This window comes from Amycolatopsis sp. NPDC039088, assembly GCF_055598845.1.
Genome location: NZ_JBVKAE010000012.1, coordinates 1 through 20,224 on the forward strand (window position 1 = coordinate 1; position 20,224 = coordinate 20,224).

Here is a 20,224-nt window from a genome sequence, read left to right on the forward strand (position 1 = left end):
GTGGCGCTGATGGGCCCGACGAGATCCAGGTGTGCTTCGCCGAGGTCCCGCATGAGGTCGTCGTAGGACATGGTGACGAGGATGTGGGTGGCCTCGCCCGCCTGGCCGGGCAGATTCCGGCTGGTCGTCTTCAACCGCACATAGTCGGTGAACGCATCGCCGTAGCGTTCGTCGTGAGTGCGGGAGTCGCGGACCCCGTCGATGGCCTTGTGCGGTTTCGCCATCGGATCGAGGTCGGACTTCAACCGCGCATACGTTTCCAGGTCGAGTCTGGCTTTGAGGCCGAGGGTGCCGTCACGGTGCTTGACGAACCGCAACTCCGGCCTGGTGTCTTTCGGATCCTCACTCCGCGGCTCTTTCCCATTGGGGTCGAGCTTGTCCAACAGGCGTCGTCCGGCGCGGGCGATTTGTCGTGGTCCGGCGTGGCGGGCGAGGTCGACGAGGATCTTCTCCCCGCCCCGCACGTCTTCTTCCGGGACGGTGGAGGGGATGCGCGACAGGGTGCGGATGATCGCGTCGATCTGGCTGCCGCCGATCGCGCCTTCAGCCGCGGCTTCGGCCGTCAAGGGTGCCAGCGGCGGCTCGGGGTCTCCGCCGATAGCCGGTCCGGGATGCAACGCCAGCACCCGGTCCGCGCGGACTCCGGCTTCCTTGTCCGTGACATGAAAGTCCTCGAAGATCAGCGCAGCCAGAGTGGAATGACCGGAGCATCCACGGACACCGCGGGAATTGATTTCCGCCAGGATCGCGTATTGCTCCGCCTCCAATTGCCGCTTCAGAACCTCGATTTCCTGCTTCCGGGCATGCAGCGTCGCAGTGTCGGCACGCCACCACTCGGAGCGCACCGCCTGAGGACTGTTTTCGCTGGCCACGACTCCAACGATACCCGCGTTCGAACAGGTGTGCTAGTGCGATTTGCGTAGTGGCCGCGTCTGGCTCATTTCACCCGATAGGGAACAATGGACCGTCAAACAACTGCGCTGAGCAATATACTTAAAGGACGCGTAGCGGGTGTAGGAGCCTTCGCGGCGTGGTTCCAGACTGGGTGGCGGATGTGAATCGCTGCGCCACTGGTTCGGGCACACAAACCACGATTCACGTTAGTCGCGTCAGCAGTTCTCCAGGAAGTGCCGCAGCACCCGCGTACCGAACCGCAACCCCTCGACCGGGACGCGCTCGTCGACTCCATGGGCCATAGCGCGGTAAGGAAAACCTTCCGGCAGCCACAACGGCGCGAAGCCGTAGCAGTCGATCCCCAGCGGGCTGAACGCCTTCGCGTCCGTGCCGCCGCCCATGCAGTAGGGGACCACGACCGCTTCGGGGTCCTCCGACCGCAGTGCGGCCGCCATGGCGTCGAACCACGGCGAATCCACCGGGGCCTGCACCGGTGGCTGGTGCGCGACGAACTCGCGGGTGACGCCCTCGCCGAGCATCGCGTCGAGTTCGGCGAACAGGGCGGGTTCGGCGCCGGGCAGCACGCGGACGTCCACCTGTGCCTCGGCCGAACTCGGGATCACGTTCACCTTGTAGCCGGCGTCGAGCATGGTCGGGGTCGTGCTGTTGCGGACGGTCGGGACCACCAGCGCCCCGGCCGGTCCGAGCCGCGCGATCGTTCCGTCCACATCGGACAGATCGACCGGGATGCCGAGCGCCTCCCCGGTGCGTTCCAGGAATGCCTGCACCGTCGGGGTCAGCTGGACGGGCCAGCGGTGCGCGGCGATCTTGCCGAGCGCGGTGATCAGGCGGGTGACCGCGTTCTCGTCGTTGGGACGCGACCCGTGCCCCGCGCGGCCCTTGGCGGTCAGCCGCAGGTGCGCGGTGCCGCGTTCGGCGGTCGCTACCGGATAGAGCCGCACGCTCCGGCCGTCGGCGGCGGGGACGTGGTAGGTGTAGGCGCCCGACTCGCTGATCGCGGCCGCGCAGCCGTCGAACAGGTCCCGGTGCGTCGCGGCGAGCCAGTGCGCGCCGTACTCGCCCTTGTCCTCCTCGTCGGCCACGAAAGCGAGGACCAGGTCCCGTCGCGGTCGCGCACCGGTGGCGAGGGCGGCGAGCACCATCGCGCAGAAGTCTTTCATGTCGACCGCGCCGCGGCCCCAGAGGAACCCGTCGCGGATTTCGCCCGAGAACGGGTCCACCGACCAATCGGCGGCGTCGGCCGGGACGACGTCGAGATGCCCCTGTACGAGCAGTGCGGGCAGGCTCGGGTCGGTGCCCGGGACCCGGGCGATCACGTTCGCGCGCCGGGGCGCGGATTCGATGATCTTCGAGCCGATCCCCATCCCGGACAGCAGCGACGCGACGTACTCGGCCGCTTCCCGCTCGCCTTCGGAATCCCCGTTACCGCGGTTCGTGGTGTCGAACCGGATCAACCGCGAACAAACCTCGACAACATCCAGCTCAGCCATAGATACCTTGCACCGCCCCGGCCGCGATCGCCGTGACGATCTTGAACGCCTTCATCGTTTCTGTCATGTCCGGCGCGTCGAAGCCGACTCGCCGGACGCCGATCTGTTCCACCGTCGGGATCACCGCCGCGGCCTGCGCGAGGTGACTCGCGTCGAACTCGACTTCGATCCGGTGGCCTGTGGTGAACCGCTCGACCCGGCCTGCCCGGTTCATCGAGTCCGCCGCGGCCGAGGCCAGCAGCTCCGCGGTCCTCGCGGGCGGAAGGCAGATCGCGGCGTAGCGGCTGACGCATTCCTTCACCGTGACCAGTTCCGCGTCCGGGGCGTAGTCCTGGGCGTCGTCGCAGGCCTTGTCGTCACCGGAGACGACCAGCACCGGGACGCCGTACTCGGCGGCCATCGCGGCGTTGAGCCTGCCTTCGCTGGCGGGGACGTCGTCGAGCCACACCCCGGTGATCTGATTCTCCAGGTAGGTGTGGGAGAGGACGCCGTCGAATCCGGCGCCGGCGTGATAGCCGAGGAAGACCACCCCGTCCACGCCGGTCTCGATCCCTTGCATCATCGAGAGCGGCTTGTGCCTGCCGGTGAGCATGCGCGCCCGGCCGTCGAGGTCTTCGAGCAGAAGATTCCGCTGGGAGGAATGCGCCTCGTTGACCAGTACGTCGGTGGCGCCCGCGTCGAACAGGCCGGCGATGGTCGCGTTGACGTCACCGGTGAACAGGCGCCGGAATCGTTGCCACTGTTCGGTGCCGGGGATGACGTCCTCGGTCCAGGTGACGCCGGTGGCGCCCTCCATGTCCGCCGAGATCATGATGCGCATGCCGGGCACCCTAGCCGAGGTGCTTTGCCCCCGCCGCCGCGATCAGGGCCAGGAACCGGAACGTGGATAGACAGCCCAGGCACGCTCCCACGCCGCGGCCCGGCGCCGGTCCAGTACCAGCCGGACGACCCGGTGGAGGACGACCAGTGCGGCGACCACCGCGAACCAGAGCCAGAGGCCGACGAGCACGGAATCGAACACGGCCGTGGAGGCGGTCTTCGGGGCGGTGGTGAGGTCGCCGCGGGAGTCGACCCAGATCGGCACCGGCGATCCGGCGGGGCTGCCGGGTGTGGCGAGGACGCCGCCGGTGTGCCGGACTCCGCGTGAGTCGGTCCAGGCCGCCTCGGTGGTGGCGTCGCCGGTCCCCACGCTCTCGCTGTCGACGATGCGGACGGGCGCGGCCTTCAGCAGATACGCGGTGGTGGCCTGGCGGCCGGTCGCGTCGGCGGCGGCCTCGGCCACCTGCCTGTCGTGATTGGCCGAGCCGACGGCGGCCGCGACGGGGACGGCGAGGAGCGCGGCGAGGATGACGAGCTTCAGGAGCAAGGCCTCGATACGGTCCGAAGCGCGCGCGAGCGAGTTGTGGCCGGGAAAGAGCCGTCGCCGGAACCGGGCGATCGGACCGCTGGACCCGTGCACGAGCAACTCCATTCCCTCCGGAACACGAAACACTCCGTTTCGATTGTCGGTCACCGGCGCGGCGTTGTCCCGGTATGGGGACACAGACCACTCTGTGAAGCGATACACAGCCGTTAATTCGTTTTGCCCGTCCGCGCTTCCCGGCTACCGTCGTGGCCATGGGAACTTTGTCCTTCCTGTGATTCTCGCCTTCGACGCGGCCCTGGCGTAGAGCCTTCGCTCCGCCGGGCCGCGTCCTTCCGCGCGCTCTTCTTCCTTCCGAGAATCCAGGAGGACGCCCTTATGCGTACCCCGTGTAAAAAACCCGGAACACAACTCGTGCTCTCCGGTGTCACCAAACGTTTCGACGACCATGTCGTGCTCGACGAGGTCGGCTTCACCGTCAAACCGGGGGAGAAGGCCGGTGTCATCGGCGACAACGGCTCCGGTAAATCCACGTTGCTGAGGCTGATCGCCGGTCGCGAGGAGGCGGACAACGGCACGGTGACCGTCACCGCGCCAGGCGGTCTCGGGTATCTCCCGCAGACGCTGGACCTGCCCGCCACCGCCACGGTCGGGGAGGCGATCGACCTCGCGCTGGCCGACATCCGGGAGCTGGAATCCCGGCTGCGGGCGGCCGAGGCGTCGCTGGAAACCGCGGAAGACCTGGCAGCCTACGGCGATCTCACCGCCGCGTACGAAGCCCGCGGCGGCTATGAAGCCGACGCCAGGGTGGAGGTGGCACTGCACGGACTCGGACAGCCGGGCCTCGACCGCGGCCGGCCGCTGGGCACGCTGTCCGGCGGGCAGCGATCCCGGCTGGCGCTGGCCGCCACGCTGGCGGTGGCACCCGAACTGCTGTTGCTGGACGAGCCCACCAACGATCTCGACGACGAAGCCGTCGCCTGGCTGGAGAACCACCTCCGCGGGCATCGCGGCAGGCTCGTCGCGATCACCCACGACCGGACTTTCCTCAGCCGCGTCACCACCACGATCCTCGAGGTCGACGCCGACCGCCGGACCGTGCACCGGCACGGCGACGGCTACGCGGGTTATCTCGCGGCGAAGGAGGCGGCGCGGGCCAGGTGGGTCCGGGAATACGAGGAGTGGCGGCTGGAGAAAGCCCGGCACGAAGCGCTGGCGGACGCCAACATCGATCGGTTCTCCGCGATCCCGCGCAAGGCCCCGGCGGCCTTCAGCGGGGCAGGCGCCTTCCGTGCCCGCTCTCGGGCACACGGGGCGATGAGCCGGATCCGGGCGGCCCGCGAGCGGATCCAGCGGCTCGAAGCCGATCCGGTTCCGCGTCCGCCGCGGCCCTTGCGGTTCACCGCGCGGATCGCCGCCGGGGAAGCGGAGGCCGGTCGGCCCGTGGGTGCTCGTGACCGGTCCCAACGGGGCTGGCAAGACCACCCTCATGCGGGTCCTCGCCGGTGAGCTGACGCCGTCGACCGGGTCCGCTGAGCGGGCGGGCCGGATCGGGTTCCTGCGGCAGAACGGCGGCCTCGCGGGTGACACGCCGACAGTGCTTCGGGCGTTCGCGGCGGACGGCGACGAGGAAGAAGCCGCGGAGACGTTGCTGTCGCTGGGTCTCTTCCGGGCGCCGGATCTGCGCAAGCCGGTCCAGGACCTCTCGGTCGGGCAGCGCCGCAGGCTGGAGCTGGCACGGCTGGTGACGGCCGGGACCGACCTGCTGCTGCTCGACGAGCCGACCAACCACCTCGCCCCGGATCTGGTGGAGGAGATGGAGCAGGCGCTGGAGCGGTACACCGGCGCTCTCGTCGTCACCCACGACCGGCGGATGCGGCGGACGTTCGGGGGCAGGCGGCTCGAGCTGGCATTCGAACCGGTCGCCGTCTGAGGCGGACGAGGAAGTGTCGCGCATGGTGAGACGGCGAACACCGAGGCGAGCACTCGGCGTAACCTTCTCCGACGCGATGACGTTGGGGAGATGATCGACTTGACCGGCAGCACGGTCCGCCATGCCGTCTACTTGCCACCCTTCGGCCCGTTCGGCGAGCCCGCGGTGCTCGTGGACCTCGCTGTCCGCGCGGAGGCGGCGGGCTGGGACGGTTTCTTTCTGTGGGACCACGTCGTCGCGGACACGATGCCCATCGCGGATCCGTGGACGACGCTCGGCGCGATCGCGCACGCCACCACCGGACTGCGGTTCGGGCCGATGATCACCCCGCCCGCACGGCGCCGTCCGTGGGTGGTCGCGCGGCACGCGTCGACGGTCAGCAGGCTTTCGGGCGGGCGGCTGATCCTCGGCACGGGTCTCGGCTCGGACGAATCCGGTGACTTCAGCCGGTTCGGCGAGCAGACCGACCTGCTGACCCGGTCGGCGATGTTCGACGAAGGACTCGACGTCATCCGAGCGATCTGGTCCGGGAGGCGGTTCGACCACGACGGCGCGCACTATCAGGTGGCGCTGGCCGAGTCGCCGCCCGAACCGCATCCGATCCCGATCTGGGTGGCGAGTTCCACCGACAATCCCCGAGTCGTGCGGCGGGCGGCGCTGTGCGACGGGATCTTCCCCAATCCCGAGGACCACACGCCGACGGCCGAAGAGATCGCCGAGACCCACCGCGCGCTCGGCATGGCCGGGCTGGAACCGGGACGGCCGTTCGACGTCGCGGTCGCCGGGAACGCGAGTCCCGCGTGGGAGGAACCGATCAAGGTGGACCTGCCCGCGCTGGCGCAGGCCGGGATGACGTGGTGGATGGAATCGCTGATGCACCTCGATCCGCTGGAGCTTTCGCAGAAGATCGTGGACGCGGGCCCGCCGCGGTGGTGATCGCCGTCTGTCCTCAATGGACAATGGTGCCCTCCTTCGCTGGATTCCGTTGCTCCGAATGACTTCACCGCCCTTGCGTTAGAGCTCGCCTTTGGTAGCGTCACCGTCGGCATCCGGTGAACCGGTGATGCCGGGGAGGGGACCGATGCCTAACAGGCAGGACGGGGCGAAGCTCGACGGCCACCACGCGACGCACCTGGAAACCGCGGTCGCGCTGATCAACACTCTGACCGGGGAGTACGTCCACGGCAGGCCGAAACCTCCGCTCGGCGGCCGCGATCTGGCCCGCGCCGCCACGGAGACGCTCGATGGTGCCGGGCCGGGAAACGGCCGGGTCGACCTCCTCGCGGCGGAACGGTTGCGAGACGTCGCGTCGAGGCTGCGAGAGATCATCGTGGCGCTGTCCCGGGACGAGCACGACGACGCGGCCGGGCTGCTGAACCGGATGCTCGCCGACAGCCGGGCGCGCCCGCATCTGCATCGGCACGACGATCGGTCGTGGCATCTGCACTTCCACAGTCCCGAAGCCGATCTCGTCCAGCAATGGGCGGCGGGTCTGGCCGTCTCCGTGGCCGCGGCGCTCGGCGAGCACATCCCGCATCGGGTGGGGCTGTGCGCCGCGCCCCGGTGCGATCAGGTGTACATCGACGCGAGTCAGGCGCAGATCAAACGGTTCTGCGGGCTGGCCTGCCAGAACCGGGTCAAGGCCGCCGCGTACCGCGCTCGGGTGCGCCGGTCCGGTCCGTGAACCCTCGGCACGCCGAAACCGTCGGTGGTCAAGTCTTGACCGTCCGTCGATCCCGTGGGTAATCTCTCCTTTACTTTCCAATAGTAAGGAAAGTTTCCTATTTAATCCCGCCGCCCTGACCGTCGGCGCGCCAACGCCGGTGCCGCTGACGCGAGAGGAGAAGCCGAATGCGTTGGGACAAGATCCGTCTCCGGGTGACGGCCGCACTGGCCGCCGGACTGCTGGCCCCGGTCGCCGCCGCGAGCACGTCGATGGCGACCGAGACCGCAGGAGAACCCGCAACGCAGGCCGCCGCCGCACTGCCGCCGGGCAGCCCGGCCGCGATCAACCGACAGCTGAAGGTCTGCGGCCTCCAGCTCTGCAACTCCGCGGGCAAGCCGATCCAGCTGCGAGGCATGAGTACCCACGGAATCCAGTGGTACAGCCAATGCGTGAAGACCGCGTCGCTCGACGCGCTCGTCAATGACTGGAAAGCCGACGTCCTCCGGATCTCGATGTACATCCAGGAAGGCGGCTACGAGACCAACCCGCGCAAGTTCACCGACATGGTGCACTCCTACATCGAAGAAGCCACCAAACGCGGGATGTACGCCCTGGTCGACTGGCACCAGCTCACCCCTGGCGACCCGAACGCGAACCTCAGCCGGGCGAAGACGTTCTTCACCGAGATCGCGCAGCGGCACAAGGACAAGACCAACATCATCTACGACATCGCCAACGAGCCCAACAACGTCAGCTGGGACCGCGTCCGCAGCTACGCGGAGCAGATGATCCCGGTCATCCGCGCGCAGGACTCCGACGGCGTCGTGCTCGTGGGCACCCACGGGTGGGGCTCGCTCGGCATCTCCGACGGCCGCGACGAGACCGACATCATCAACAACCCGGTGCGGGCGAGCAACTTCATGTACACGTTCCACTTCTACGCGGCGTCGCACAAAACCGAGTACTTCAACGCGCTGACCCGCGCCGCGGGCAAGATCCCGCTGTTCGTGACCGAGTTCGGCACCCAGACCGCGAGCGGTGACGGCGGCAACGACTTCACCAACTCCCAGAAGTACCTGGACTTCCTGGCCTCGAAGAAGATCAGCTGGACCAACTGGAACTTCTCCGACGACAGCCGTTCGGGCGCGGTGTTCAAACCGGGCACCTGCTCGGGCTCCTCCTTCACCGGCACGGCTCCGCTGAAGCCCGCCGGTGTCTGGATCCGGGACCGCATCCGCACCGCGGACGACTTCCCGACCTCCTGATCCCGGCAGCGCGCACGTCATGAGGGGTCCCCATAGGACGAAAAGTGTCCTATGGGGACCCCTCATGACACTTCAGCCGAGCGGCTCGAAGTCGAGCGAAGCGAGACGGTCCGGGTCGGCGAGGATGTCGATCTCCGCGATCTTCCCGTCCACGACGGTGAAGGCGAAGAGTGTCTGCGGAACGCCGTCCTTGGTGACGAGCATGCCTGCCGCACCGTTGACCAGAACGGGCAACGGAACCGCGCCCACGCCGGTCTGCCGGAACATGAGCGCCTGGCTCGCGACCGTGGCCGCGCCGCGTACGGAGCGCGAGGTGCCGGCCGGAGCCGCGCCGCCCTCCGCGCGGAGCAGGACGTCCGGGTCGAGCACGGAGACGAGGGCGTCGAAGTCGCCGTCCCGCGCGGCGGCGAAGAACGCGTCCACGACTTCCCGCTGACGGCTCAGGTCCGAGTCGGGGACGGTCGGCGAACCCTGCAGACGGCGGCGGGCACGACTGGCCAGCTGCCTGGTCGCGCCCGGCGACCGGCCCACGATCGGCGCGATCTCGTCGAACGGCAGGGCGAACATGTCGTGCAGCACGAACGCGAGCCGTTCGGCCGGGTCCAGTGTGTCGAGCACGACCAGGAGCGCGAGCCCGACCGAGTCCGCCAGCAGGATCTCGTGCTCCGGGTCGATCCCGCCCTCGCGGCCGATGATCGGGTCGGGAAGCTGCGCGCCCACCGGGTCCTCGTGCCGCGACTTGCGCGAGCGCAGCATGTCGAGGCAGATCCGGCCGACGACGGTGGTCAGCCAGCCGCCGAGGTTGTCGACGTCCTCACCGCCGTCCCGGCTGAGCCGCAACCAGGCCTCCTGCACGGCGTCGTCCGCTTCGTTCAGCGAACCGAGCATCCGGTACGCCACCGCTCTCAGATGCGTCCGGTGCCCTTCGAAGCGCCGCGCCAGCCAGTCGTGTTCTTCCACGGTCCCCATCCTTCTTCCCTGTCCGTCGTAACCCTGACGGAGGGGGGACCGTGGATGTGACAGGGCCTCACCGGGACATCCGGTAGCCGCCGTCGACCTCCTTCACCGGCTTGTGCGGGAACCGGCGTTCGGCGTAGGCCTTCGCCGCCGAATCCGGGCGCACGTACAGCGTCTCCACCTTGTCCTGCAGTGGTTTGACCACGGTTCCGAGGAAGCCGCGGCGGTCGTCGAGGTAGGGGCCGAGCACGTCTTCGCCCGCCGGGCAGACGGCCATGCAGTACGCGGCCTTGTAGTTCGGTTTGAACGCCAGGCTCTGCCACATCGACACGTTCTCCGAGTCGGTCACCCTCGACCGGAAGTCGGCGGCGTCCTCGCTGTCGGCCACGGTCTGCGCCCAGTCGGTGAAACCGCTCATGAACTCGCGGTAGTTGTGTGTCGAGCAGGCGAGGAAGTCGAACTCGCCGGTCTTCGAGATCGCGCCGATCGGGCAGGCCGCGACACACAGCTTGCACTCCAGGCAGGGGTTGTAGTCGAGGGCTTCGCCGTGGGTGGACACCTCGGCGTCGAGCAGCAGCGTCGCCAGGAGCACGAAGTTGCCGAACTTCGGGTGGATGACGTTGCGGTGCAGCCCCATGGCACCGAGTCCGGCGGCGACGGCGACCGTCTTGTGCGCGACCACCCAGATCCGGCCGGGATAGTTCTCCATTTCCATCGGGAAGGTCGCCGACGGGTTGATCGCGCGGTAGCCGGCGTCCTGAAGCGCGCGGACGATCGTGTGCCCGGCCTCGTTGATGATCTCGCCGCCGCGGTGGAACTCCTGGTTGGCGACGCTGCGGGCGGGGGAGCGGACGTCGTCGCGGTTCATCCGCACCACGAGCGAGACCAGGGTCTTGGTGCCGGGCAGCGCGCGCAGTACGTGTTCGCGTTCACCTGCCAGATCCGGATGGTCCAAGGGGACCGCGGCCGCGTCGTCGGCGCCCGCGGCGAGACAGATCTCCTTGAGCCAGGCGGCGTCGATCACCGGGGACGGCTTGTCGCGCGGTTTGGCGAGGACGGCCTGTACCGATGGATGGGCCGCGAGTTTCTTGGGCAGGCGGTCGGTCACAGCGCCTCCACGATGGTCGCGTTGGCCTGGCCGCCGCCTTCGCACATCGCCTGCAGGCCGTAGCGGGCGCCGTGGTGGTGCAGGGCGTTGACCAGCGTGCCCATCAGCCGGGTGCCGCTCGCGCCGAGCGGATGACCCAGCGCGATCGCGCCGCCGTGGACGTTGACCTTGGCCGGGTCGGCCCCGGTCTCCTGCTGCCATGCCAGTACGACGCTGGCGAACGCCTCGTTGATCTCGAACAGGTCGATGTCCGCCAGGCGCAGGCCCGCGCGCCGGAGCACCTTCTCCGTCGCCGGGATGACACCGGTGAGCATGAGCAGCGGGTCGGAGCCGGTGACAGCGAAACTGTGCAGGCGCGCGCGAGGCCGGAGGCCGAGCCTGGCGGCGGTCTCGCTGGAGGTGATGAGCACGGCGGAGGCGCCGTCGTTGATCGGGCTGCTGTTGCCCGCGGTCACCGACCAGTCGATCTGCGGGAAGCGTGCGGCCACGGCCGGATCCTGGAAGGCCGGGCGCAACTTGGCGAGCGTTTCGAGGTCGGTGCGGGGCCGGACGGACTCGTCGGTGGAGACCAGGCCGGACGGTGTCTCGATCGGCACGAGCTGGCTCGCGAACCGGCCGAGCTCGTGCGCGCGGGCCGCCTTCCGGTGCGACGACACGGCGAACTCGTCCATCGCCTCGCGGCTGAGTGACCACTTCGCGGCGATGAGTTCGGCGCTGATCCCCTGCGGTACCAGGCCTTCCGGATAGCGCTCGGCGACGCCGGGGCCGAGGGGATCGGTGCCGGGCAGCACGTTCGACCACATCGGGACGCGGCTCATCGACTCGACACCACAGGCGATGACGACGTCGTAGGCGCCGGCCATCACGCCCTGCGCGGCGAAGTGGACGGCCTGCTGGCTGCTCCCGCACTGCCGGTCGACGGTGGTCGCGGGCACGGTTTCGGGCAGCCCGGCCGCGAGCGCCGCCCATCGCGTGACGTTCTGGGCCTGTTCGCCGACCTGGTCGACCGCGCCGCCGATGACGTCGTCGATCAGCGCCGGGTCGAGCCCGTTGCGGCCGACGAGGGCGCGCAAGGTGTGGGCCAGCAACTGGACCGGGTGGATCTCGTGCAGGGCGCCGCCGGGCTTGCCCTTGCCGATCGGGGTGCGGACGGCGTCCACGATCACCGCGTCGTGCACGACTGCCTCCTGGGAGAGTTGGGATTTCCAACTCACTCTGACATCGAGTGGGTTGGAAATCAAGACTCACTGGGTTTACGCTGGTCGCATGACCGAAGGACCGAGGGATTGCTCGATCGCCAACGCGATGGAGGTGATCGGCGAGCGCTGGAGCCTGCTCGCGCTGCGCGAGGTGTTCTTCGGGGCGCGGAGGTTCGACCAGATCGTCCGCAACACCGGGGCGAGCCGGGACATCCTGACCGCGCGGCTGCGCAAACTCGTCGAGGCGGGAATCCTCGAGAAACGGCTCTACGAGGAGCATCCGCCGCGATACGAGTACGTGCTCACCGAGGCGGGGCACGCGCTCAACCACGTGCTGCTGAACCTCATGGCGTGGGGCGACAAGTACGTCACGGAAGGGCCGCCGCCGACGGTGTGGCGGCACGCGTGCGGGGAAGAACTCGCGCCGGAGACGGTGTGCGCGCACTGCCGCGAACCGGTGCGGGAGAAGGACATGACGCTGGTGCGGAGTACGCGGCGCGTCCGGGCCTCGTGAGTGGTGATGACGCTTCTGACGTCATCACCACTCACGAGGCTTCAGGAGCGAGCCTTCCACTCCCGTTCGATCATGCGCATCAGCGCGGGATAGACGAACAGGTAGCGGAACGGCTTGATGAACCCCATGTACGCCCGGCCGAACCGGCCGTTGGGTTTGACCAGCACCGCCAGCTGACCGCGATACCGCCCCGGCTCGTCCTCGATCCACGCGAGATGCAGGACGCCGTGCATGGTCCGGTTCGCCATCTCCGCGGCGAATTCGTCGTCCAGCCGATAGACCGGGGTGAACGGCAACCAGTCCTCGTCGGGGCCGGTGGGTGTGTCGCGGAGGTCTTCCGGCAGCCGGTCGCGGAGTGAACCGACCCGGGTGTCGAGACCGGAATCCCGTTTGTCCAACCGGAACAGCGCGCCCAGCTTCCACCGCAGCGACCACAGTGCGCGGACGATCGCCGGGGCGCCGTCCGGGAAATTCCCCGACGAGAACTGTTTGACGAGCTTGGGAAAGTCGTCGGGGCCGCCGGGAGTGCCGAGCGCCCAGACGTCTTCGAGGTCGAAGTCGCCCGCGATCTCGTGGATTCGCCACGAGCGCGTCGTATGGGCCGTGTTCGCGAGTTTCACGCCGACACCAGCTGGACGATCTCACGGGGGCGCACCTCGCGGTCGTCGAAGGTGACGTCTACTTCGGCCGATCCCAGTGCTCGCATCGAAGCTGCTTGTGCCGCTTCGGATTCCCAGCGTGCGATCGACACTACGGCGTCGCCGCCGGCGGTGACCCAGCATTCGGCGCCGAGGCAGCCCGGCGTGGAGCGCAGCACCTCGGCGACCCGCTGGACCCGCGAGATGAAGGCGTCGTGATGGTCGGTGTGCGGGTAGTGCGTTGCTACGAAGCCGACAGTCATGTCGTTGTTCCTCCCAGTGCGTTCCGCCATCTATACGGTAGCGTATATATCGCTGTCGTGGTGACGGCGTGACGGGAGATACGGTGATCACATGGCCGCAGAGACCCGGACACCGCCGCAAGCGTGGATCGAGGCGGGGCTGCGCGCGCTGGCCGCCGGAGGTCCTGGCGCCGTCCGCGTCGAGGCGCTCGCGAAGACGCTGGGAGTCACCAAAGGCGGCTTTTACGGGCATTTCGCCGACCGCGGCGCGCTGATCGAGGAAATGCTGGCCACCTGGGAACGGACGAGCACCGGCGAACTGATCGCGAGCGTCGAGCGCGAAGGCGGCGACGCCAAGGCGAAGATCCGTCGGGCGGGCATGCTCATCACCGAGCGGGTCCTGGCGGTCGACCTCGCCATCCGCGACTGGTCCCGCCGTGATCCCGGCGTCGCCGAACGGCTCAGGCGGGTCGACAACCAGCGGATGGACTACCTGCGGTCCCTGATGCGCGAGATCTTCACCGACGAGGACGAGGTCGAAGCCCGCTGCCTGCTGGCGTTCTCGCTGCTCGTCGGCAAGCATTTCATGGCCGCCGACCACGGCGGACGCACTCGCGACGAGGTCACCGAACTCGCCGGGACCCTGCTGCTCAAGGGCTAGTACGCGCGCCACTAAGGTGGACGGATGGCGTCGGTCAAACAGTTCCAGGTCACCTTCGACTGCGCGGATCCCCAGCGGGTCGCGCGATTCTGGTGCGAGATATTGGGTTACGTCGTGCCGTCGCCCCCGGAGGGGTTCGCCACCTGGGACGAGTACGAGCGCACCCTGCCGCCCGAGGAACGGGGCCAGTCGTTCGCCTGCAGCGATCCCACCGGGGTGGGCCCGCGGCTGTACTTCCAGCGCGTACCCGAAGGCAAGGTCGTCAAGAACCGGGTGCACCTCTGCGTGCGGGCGGGCACCGGGCTCGTGGGTGACGAGCGCCTCGCCGTACTCGAGGCGGAGCGCGACCGGCTGGTAGCGCTCGGCGCGGTGTGTGAGCGGGTGATGCTCGCGGACGACGAGAACGAATCGTGCATCGTCATGCAGGACATCGAGGGCAACGAGTTCTGCCTCGACTGAGCCGCCTACTCGTCGTCCTCTTCGGGAGTCGTCGGGACCTGCTTGCGCGCGACGTAGATGAGCAGCCCGATGATCACCACGGGGCCGACGAAGATGAGGATCTCGTCCCAGCCGCCCTGGTGCATCATCATCACCCGCGCCGCGATGGTCATGAGCCGGAGACCAGCGCGATCCCGAGCGCGGTGTAGCCGATCATCAGTGCCAGCATCGGGTATTGGCCCACCTTGACGTAGTTCGCGCGGAGCACGCCGACGGAACGATCATGTGCCGAGGTTACGGCCAGCACGTGCCCGGCGACGATTCCGGCGATCTGCACCAGCGCGATCACGCCCGTCGAGACGACCGTGTAATCGATCGCGCGGCCGAAGCCCTGCTGCCCGGAGAACACCGCGAACGAGAAGTAGTGCGCGACCGTGTACCCGACCATGATCGGGATCAAGGACGGCGCGAACGCGGGATACGGGTCGAACCCGCGGCGCAGATAGGGCCTGGTCAGGCTGATGGCGCCCGCGTAAGCGCCGTAGGTGAGCGCGATACAGGCCGCGAGCCCGGCGGTGCCGTCGAAAACGCCGGCGTCCAGCGACGTCCAGAACGGGAGCCGGGTCAGACCGTCGAACGCCGTCGAGCCCAGCACCACGAGAACCAGCGCGGTCAGCCAGGGCGCGGGGGAGAGGGTGAGCAACCCGTCCAGCGGGTTTCGGCAGACGAGCCGCCCATCGGCTCGTCTGCCGAAAGGGGAGAGGCGCGCGATCAGGCGCGCGTAGACCTCGAAAGCGTCGCCACGGTCGAACCACCGCGAACCGAACACCACGCCGAGCGCAATGTGTATAACGGCGTACACGGTGCTGGACAGGGCGATCGCACGCGGCGAGTCGGAGTGAGGGAAGACCAGTTCCAACCAAAGAAACGCCAGGAGGCCGACGATCGCGGGCAGATAACCCCACCTGTCCGGGAGTTCGCGATGGCGGAGAGGGATCAGCGACGCGATCGTCCTCAGTGGATTGAGTCGCCGCCAGATCGGGCCGAACGCCAGTGAAAGCGGGACCAGGCCGACCCAGAACCAGACGTAGAACCAGGCCGGAGCCGGGTTCTCGGCCGAACTGGCGGGGCCTGCCCAGGCCATCACGAGAAAGCCCGCGAACAGCATCACGCCGAGCCCGCGCAACACCACCCGGAGGAACGCGCTGTCGGCGAACCGTTGCAGACCACGGGGAAGCGCGCGGCCGGCGTCGGCGCCGCGGAGTCTGGGCTCCTTCCAGAACACGGTGAGCGCGAAGAAGGAGACCATCACGGCCGCCGCTCCCGCGTAGAGCGCGAGCCACAGCGGGACCGGCAGATCGGACCGGCCGCCGAGACCGTGCGCCAGGATCATCCGCTCACCCGGAGCTTGGTCACCGCCGCGCCGCTCTTGTGCAGTTCCACCTCGAAGATCCCGTCGATGTTCGCGGTGAAGGCGACGGTTCCCGGAATCCCGGGGGCGAGCTGGGCGGCCTTGTCGTAGCCGTGGACGTGCAGTTCGTCCGCCTGGTCGGAGGTGACTTCCAGCGCGACGTTCTCGCCGGTACGCACCGCGACCTCTTCCGGGCCCGCCGTGCGTTTGCCCTCGGTGATCGAGAATTTCACGGTCCGGGCGCCGGTCTGCTGGGTCGGTTCCGAACAGCCCGTCACGGCCAGCAGCGCGGCCACGGTGATCCCGCAGATCCCGCCGATCCTCCGCATCGAGGTCCCTCCAAGTCGTACGCCCCGGCTTGCCTGTCCGGGACCTTGCCCCTATCGTGTTACCCCAAGGTAACAGTTACTTAGGTTAGCAGGAAGGCGAGCACGGTGTTCATGGCTCAGGAGAGCCCGCCTGCCGGCGGCGCGCAATTCGGGCAGATCGTCATCGCGGGCCTGATGTTCACCGCGGTCTTCCTTCCCTTGGCTGTCTTCGTCCTCCGTGAGCGCGCGGGAAAGCGCACCGTCGTCGGTCGCGTCGCCGACTGGACGGGTGAATTCAGCGGGCTGCCACGCTGGGCGGCGCTGCCGATGGTCGTCGCCTTCCTCTCCGGGATGTCGGCGCTGATCGGCGTCTACTGGGACGTGCCGATCCACATGGAACTCGGCCGCGACGAAGGACCGCTCGCGAATCCGTCGCACTACCCGATCTACTTCGGACTGATGGGCATCTTCGCCAGTGGCGTGCTCAGCGCGACCCTGGCGACCAAGGATCTGCCGAAGCGCACCTTCCGCATCGGCCCGCACTGGCGCGCCCCGATGGGCTCCATCCAGATGATGGCGACCGGTCTGGTCGGCATCGCGGGCTTCCCGCTCGATGACGTCTGGCACCGCCTGTTCGGCCAGGACGTCACCGAATGGGGACCCACGCACGTACTGATGATCGGCGGCGGCGTCTGCGTCGTCCTCGGTCTGCAGCTGCTGCTCGGCGAAGCCCGCCAGGTCGGCGCGACCGGACCGATCGTGCGCCTGCTCGGGCCGGTGCTCGCCGGCGCCTGGATGATGGGCGCGTCGGCGTTCCTGATGGAGTTCGACCTCGGCGTGCCGCAGTTCCCGATGTTGTCGCAGGTCGTGCTCGTCGGCCTGATCGGTGCCTGGACGCTGACCTACGGACGGCTGTCCTGGGGCCCCGGCGGCGCGCTGATCGTGGTCGTGGTCTTCCTCGCCTCGCGTGCGTCGTTCACCGTCATCCCGCTGTTCGCCGACCTGCACGTGGCGTCGCTGCTGCCGTACGTCGCCGAAGCGGTGATCATCGAGGTCGTCGCCCTGGTGCTGCGCGGCAGGAAGGGGTATTCCTTCGCCGTTGTCGCCGGTCTGCTCGTGGGGACGGCCGGGATGCTCGCCGAAGCGGCGTTCACCCAGTGGCTGATGCCGAATCCGTGGCCGGCCGCCCATCTGCCGTTGTTCGTCCTGTTCGGAACCGGCGCGGCACTCGCGGGCGCGTTCATCGGCGTCTGGCAGTACGAACGGGTGGAGGAGACGGCGACCCAGGTGCCCGCGACCGGGCCCCGGCACTCGATCGGGCTCGTCGGCGCACTGGGCGCGGTCGTCCTGATGTCGGCGGTCGCCGTCCCGCAGGACCCGGAAGCGGGGTTCACCGCGGACGTCCGGCTGACCGAAGCCGCCACCGGGCTGCCGATCTCGAATCCGCACGGTGGCGGCACGCCCCGATGGGTTGACGCGACCGTCACGATCTCCCGGCCCGACCTGGCCGACGACTCCGTCTGGTTGAACGGCTTCGCTTGGCAGGGTGGCGACTTCTTCACGGCGCCGCTGGAGAAGATCGGCGAGGGCGTTTACCGCACGGCGCAGCCGCTGCCGGTGTTCGGCCAGTGGAAGACCGGGATCCGGGTGCACGTGCCGAACCGGATGATGGGGCTCGCCCCGATCTACGCGCCCGCCGACCCGGCCGCGAACGCGCCGTCGATCGACGCGGCGTCCGGCCCGCGGGTGTTCATGTCCGAGATCGAGTTCCTCCAGCGGGAACGGAAGTCCGATACCCCCACCGTGCTGTGGACGGTCGCCTACGCCGTCGTCGGGCTGATCTTCGCCGGGATGTGGGCGCTGTTCGCGTGGCTTTACGCGGCCGCGGCCAGCGCGCGGCGGCGTGAGGTCTCCGTCGGCTGACCTTCCTCCTGTCGCGATTCGTCCTCTGGATGCGGTAGTTGCGTTGCGCAAGTACCGCATCCAGAGGACGAAACGCTTTGCTCCCACTTCGTTCGCGCGTATCGATTGAGCATCATCGGGCGCAAGCCTTTTGCAAGCACGGTTCCCTTGAATACCCAGGACACCGCACGTGTTCCCACTTCACGCGCCGAATTGGTGACTCAACGCTACTGGGCTCGAACGCAAAGTAGCTGTCGACCACGCGATGGCGTCCGCCGTGCACGATCGGTATTGGCGAGTCATTGCGCGGTTACCGCGACATGTGGTTACTTTTCCGCCTCGGGGGTTGGCACACAGCGAATTTCGATGGGGTGGTCTTCGTGCGCACAGAGCGTTTTCCCAGACGACGACGCGGTCTCCGCGTGGTCGCGGTTCTTGCCGCTTCGGCGGTCGCGACGGTGCCTTTCGCGCCGGTCGCGACGGCGCAGCAGCAGGGCAAGGTGCTGCGGGTGGCGCTCACGACCGGTATCGACCACCTGAACCCCTTCACCGCCACGCTGTCGGCGGCGACGCAGGTCGGCCGGTTCAACTACGAGTTCCTGACCCTGCCTTCGGCCGAGGACACGCAGCCCACGGGCGGCGTCGCGGAGTCGTGGAAGACCTCCGACGACAAGCTCACCTGGACCTTCACCATCCGCCAGGGGATGAAGTGGTCCGACGGCAAGCCGGTGACCGCGCAGGACCCCGCGTACACCTTCCAGCGGATGCTCGACGACGAGAACGCCCGTACCGCGAACGGCAGCTACGTCACGAACTTCGCGTCGGTGTCGGCACCGGACGACAAGACACTCGTCATCAAGACGAAGACGCCGCAGGCGAGCATGACCGCGCTCGACGTCCCGATCGTGCCCAAGCACATCTGGGAACCGATCAAGGACCTCAACGCACCCTCGACCGACGAGATGGCCGTCGTCGGCGTCGGCAGCGGCCCGTACCTGCTGACCGAGTACAAGAAGAACGAGTTCGTGAAGTTCAAGGCGAACAAGGACTACTGGCGCGGCGCGCCCAAGGTCGACGAACTGCAGCTGCTGCAGTTCAAGGACGCCGAGGCGGCGGTGAACGCGCTCAAGCAGGGCGAGGTCGACGTCATCAACCGGCTCACCCCGACGCAGTTCGACGCGCTCAAGGGCGAGAAGAACATCACCACGAACAAGGCACCCGGCCGCCGGTACAACGAGCTCATCATCAACTTCGGCGTGAAGAACGTCGCCGAGCAGCCGATCGGTGACGGCAACCCGCTGCTGAAGGACATTCGCGTCCGCAAGGCGATCGCGCAGGCCATCGACACCGAGTCCATCGTCCAGAAGGTGATGAGCGGCTACGGCCAGCCCGGAACCGGTGTCGTGCCCGCGATCTACAAGGCCTACACCTGGAGCCCGTCCGAGGCGGAGAAGACCAAGTTCGACATCGCCGCGGCGAACGCCACGCTCGACCAGGCGGGCTTCACCAAGGGTGCCGACGGCATCCGGGTCGCCCCTGGTGGCGCGAAGCTGGAGTTCCGCCTCGCCGGCCACGCGAACCGCCCGTTCGACCAGCGGACCGCCCAGTTCGTCTCCGGTTGGCTCAAGGACGTCGGCATCGGCGTCAAGCAGGAACTCGTTTCCGACGACGAACTCGACGACCGCACCACCGCGGGCAACTACGACCTCGCGATCTCCGGTTACGGCACCTCGCCCGACCCGGATTACGCGCTGTCGCTCAACACCTGCGCCGCCCGTCCGAACGCACAGGGCAACGGCGGGACCTCGGCGACGTTCTTCTGCGACCCGCGGTTCGAAGAGCTGTACAAGAAGCAGTTGACCGAGTTCGACCCGGCCAAGCGCGCCGAAATCGTCAAGCAGGCACAGGCCGTGCTGGCGAGCCAGTACGTCGACGTCGTCCTGGACTACGACAACGTGCTCGAGGCCTACCGCTCGGACAAGTTCGCCTCGTTCACCAAGCAGCCGCAGCCCGACGGCGCGATCCTCGAGCAGTCCGGGTACTGGGGCGTCTACGGCGCCACCCCCGCCGACGCGGCCGCCGCGAGCTCCGACGACGGCGGAAGCAACACCGGACTGTGGATCGGCATCGGCGCGGTCGTGCTCGTGGTGCTCGTCGGCGGCGGTGTGCTGCTCGGACGGCGCGGCAAGTCCGCCGAAGACCGGGAGTAAAGGA

20 protein-coding genes and 1 pseudogene are annotated in these 20,224 nt (G+C 68.3%); 9 read left to right on the plus strand and 12 right to left on the minus strand.

Features of this window, described 5'->3' with window-relative positions:
• From ACZ7KI_RS17160 to ACZ7KI_RS17175, 4 genes are all read right to left on the minus strand, one after another.
• Positions 1-872 (minus strand): DUF222 domain-containing protein (locus tag ACZ7KI_RS17160; protein ID WP_470274086.1); only part of this gene is annotated, 872 nt, incomplete at its 3' end.
• A 237-nt stretch (positions 873-1,109) separates the two neighbouring features.
• The gene (locus ACZ7KI_RS17165) at positions 1,110-2,405 is read right to left on the minus strand and encodes a M20/M25/M40 family metallo-hydrolase (RefSeq protein ID WP_470274087.1); all 1,296 of its coding nucleotides are present in this window, start codon (positions 2,403-2,405) and stop codon (positions 1,110-1,112) included.
• Positions 2,398-3,225 carry a M55 family metallopeptidase gene (locus ACZ7KI_RS17170; RefSeq protein WP_470274088.1) on the minus strand — a complete coding sequence of 276 codons (828 nt, stop codon included), beginning with the start codon at positions 3,223-3,225 and terminating at the stop codon, positions 2,398-2,400. The genes ACZ7KI_RS17165 and ACZ7KI_RS17170 overlap by 8 nt, the downstream gene beginning before the upstream one ends.
• A 42-nt stretch (positions 3,226-3,267) precedes the next feature.
• Entirely contained in the window at positions 3,268-3,864 is a 597-nt protein-coding gene (locus ACZ7KI_RS17175; RefSeq protein WP_470274089.1) for an Rv1733c family protein, read from the minus strand.
• 282 nt (positions 3,865-4,146) lie between these two features.
• On the opposite strand from ACZ7KI_RS17175, the pseudogene ACZ7KI_RS17180 reads away from it, so the two are divergent.
• The 4 genes and pseudogenes from ACZ7KI_RS17180 (at position 4,147) to ACZ7KI_RS17195 (ending at position 8,632) form a co-directional block, all read left to right on the plus strand.
• Positions 4,147-5,701, plus strand: a pseudogene (locus tag ACZ7KI_RS17180) (ABC-F family ATP-binding cassette domain-containing protein).
• A 90-nt stretch (positions 5,702-5,791) separates the two neighbouring features.
• A complete protein-coding gene (locus ACZ7KI_RS17185) occupies positions 5,792-6,637 on the plus strand; it encodes an LLM class flavin-dependent oxidoreductase (protein ID WP_470274090.1) in 846 nt (281 codons plus the stop codon).
• A gap of 145 nt (positions 6,638-6,782) precedes the next feature.
• On the plus strand, positions 6,783-7,385 hold the full coding sequence (locus ACZ7KI_RS17190) for a CGNR zinc finger domain-containing protein (RefSeq protein WP_470274091.1): 603 nt from the start codon (positions 6,783-6,785) through the stop codon (positions 7,383-7,385).
• A gap of 167 nt (positions 7,386-7,552) precedes the next feature.
• Complete coding sequence (locus ACZ7KI_RS17195) at positions 7,553-8,632, plus strand: glycoside hydrolase family 5 protein (RefSeq protein ID WP_470274092.1); 1,080 nt, start codon at positions 7,553-7,555, stop codon at positions 8,630-8,632.
• 72 nt (positions 8,633-8,704) lie between these two features.
• Here the strand turns inward: ACZ7KI_RS17195 and ACZ7KI_RS17200 are convergent, their stop codons facing one another.
• From ACZ7KI_RS17200 to ACZ7KI_RS17210, 3 genes are all read right to left on the minus strand, one after another.
• Positions 8,705-9,592 (minus strand): sigma-70 family RNA polymerase sigma factor, encoded by an 888-nt coding sequence (locus ACZ7KI_RS17200; protein WP_470274283.1) that lies wholly within the window; start codon positions 9,590-9,592, stop codon positions 8,705-8,707.
• 67 nt (positions 9,593-9,659) lie between these two features.
• On the minus strand, positions 9,660-10,697 hold the full coding sequence (locus tag ACZ7KI_RS17205; RefSeq protein ID WP_470274093.1) for a 4Fe-4S binding protein: 1,038 nt from the start codon (positions 10,695-10,697) through the stop codon (positions 9,660-9,662).
• Complete coding sequence (locus tag ACZ7KI_RS17210) at positions 10,694-11,875, minus strand: thiolase family protein (protein ID WP_470274094.1); 1,182 nt, start codon at positions 11,873-11,875, stop codon at positions 10,694-10,696. Before ACZ7KI_RS17210 ends, ACZ7KI_RS17205 begins: the two co-directional genes overlap by 4 nt.
• Positions 11,876-11,963: 88 nt before the next feature.
• On the opposite strand from ACZ7KI_RS17210, the gene ACZ7KI_RS17215 reads away from it, so the two are divergent.
• Positions 11,964-12,410 carry a winged helix-turn-helix transcriptional regulator gene (locus ACZ7KI_RS17215; protein ID WP_470274095.1) on the plus strand — a complete coding sequence of 149 codons (447 nt, stop codon included), beginning with the start codon at positions 11,964-11,966 and terminating at the stop codon, positions 12,408-12,410.
• Between the two features lie 41 nt (positions 12,411-12,451).
• Here the strand turns inward: ACZ7KI_RS17215 and ACZ7KI_RS17220 are convergent, their stop codons facing one another.
• Both ACZ7KI_RS17220 and ACZ7KI_RS17225 read right to left on the minus strand, forming a co-directional pair.
• Positions 12,452-13,030: a DUF2867 domain-containing protein gene (locus tag ACZ7KI_RS17220; RefSeq protein WP_470274096.1), complete on the minus strand. Its 579-nt coding sequence runs from the start codon at positions 13,028-13,030 to the stop codon at positions 12,452-12,454.
• Positions 13,027-13,311 carry an antibiotic biosynthesis monooxygenase gene (locus tag ACZ7KI_RS17225; protein WP_470274097.1) on the minus strand — a complete coding sequence of 95 codons (285 nt, stop codon included), beginning with the start codon at positions 13,309-13,311 and terminating at the stop codon, positions 13,027-13,029. The genes ACZ7KI_RS17220 and ACZ7KI_RS17225 overlap by 4 nt, the downstream gene beginning before the upstream one ends.
• Positions 13,312-13,402: 91 nt before the next feature.
• Here ACZ7KI_RS17225 and ACZ7KI_RS17230 point away from each other — a divergent pair, with 91 nt between their 5' ends.
• Together ACZ7KI_RS17230 and ACZ7KI_RS17235 are read left to right on the plus strand one after the other, a co-directional pair.
• Positions 13,403-13,951 (plus strand): TetR/AcrR family transcriptional regulator, encoded by a 549-nt coding sequence (locus ACZ7KI_RS17230; RefSeq protein ID WP_470274098.1) that lies wholly within the window; start codon positions 13,403-13,405, stop codon positions 13,949-13,951.
• A gap of 24 nt (positions 13,952-13,975) precedes the next feature.
• A complete protein-coding gene (locus ACZ7KI_RS17235; RefSeq protein ID WP_470274099.1) occupies positions 13,976-14,410 on the plus strand; it encodes a VOC family protein in 435 nt (144 codons plus the stop codon).
• Positions 14,411-14,415: 5 nt separating this feature from the next.
• Here the strand turns inward: ACZ7KI_RS17235 and ACZ7KI_RS17240 are convergent, their stop codons facing one another.
• The 3 genes from ACZ7KI_RS17240 to ACZ7KI_RS17250 are packed head-to-tail and all read right to left on the minus strand — an operon-like array spanning position 14,416 to position 16,129.
• A complete protein-coding gene (locus ACZ7KI_RS17240) occupies positions 14,416-14,562 on the minus strand; it encodes a hypothetical protein (RefSeq protein ID WP_162835874.1) in 147 nt (48 codons plus the stop codon).
• Positions 14,559-15,782, minus strand: a complete 1,224-nt coding sequence (locus ACZ7KI_RS17245; RefSeq protein ID WP_470274100.1) for a hypothetical protein — start codon at positions 15,780-15,782, stop codon at positions 14,559-14,561. The genes ACZ7KI_RS17240 and ACZ7KI_RS17245 overlap by 4 nt, the downstream gene beginning before the upstream one ends.
• Positions 15,779-16,129, minus strand: a complete 351-nt coding sequence (locus ACZ7KI_RS17250) for a cupredoxin domain-containing protein (RefSeq protein WP_470274101.1) — start codon at positions 16,127-16,129, stop codon at positions 15,779-15,781. The genes ACZ7KI_RS17245 and ACZ7KI_RS17250 overlap by 4 nt, the downstream gene beginning before the upstream one ends.
• Before the next feature lie 111 nt (positions 16,130-16,240).
• On the opposite strand from ACZ7KI_RS17250, the gene ACZ7KI_RS17255 reads away from it, so the two are divergent.
• Both ACZ7KI_RS17255 and ACZ7KI_RS17260 read left to right on the plus strand, forming a co-directional pair.
• Positions 16,241-18,031 (plus strand): hypothetical protein, encoded by a 1,791-nt coding sequence (locus tag ACZ7KI_RS17255; RefSeq protein WP_470274102.1) that lies wholly within the window; start codon positions 16,241-16,243, stop codon positions 18,029-18,031.
• 401 nt (positions 18,032-18,432) lie between these two features.
• The gene (locus ACZ7KI_RS17260; protein WP_470274284.1) at positions 18,433-20,220 is read left to right on the plus strand and encodes an ABC transporter substrate-binding protein; all 1,788 of its coding nucleotides are present in this window, start codon (positions 18,433-18,435) and stop codon (positions 20,218-20,220) included.
• Positions 20,221-20,224: the final 4 nt, after the last annotated feature.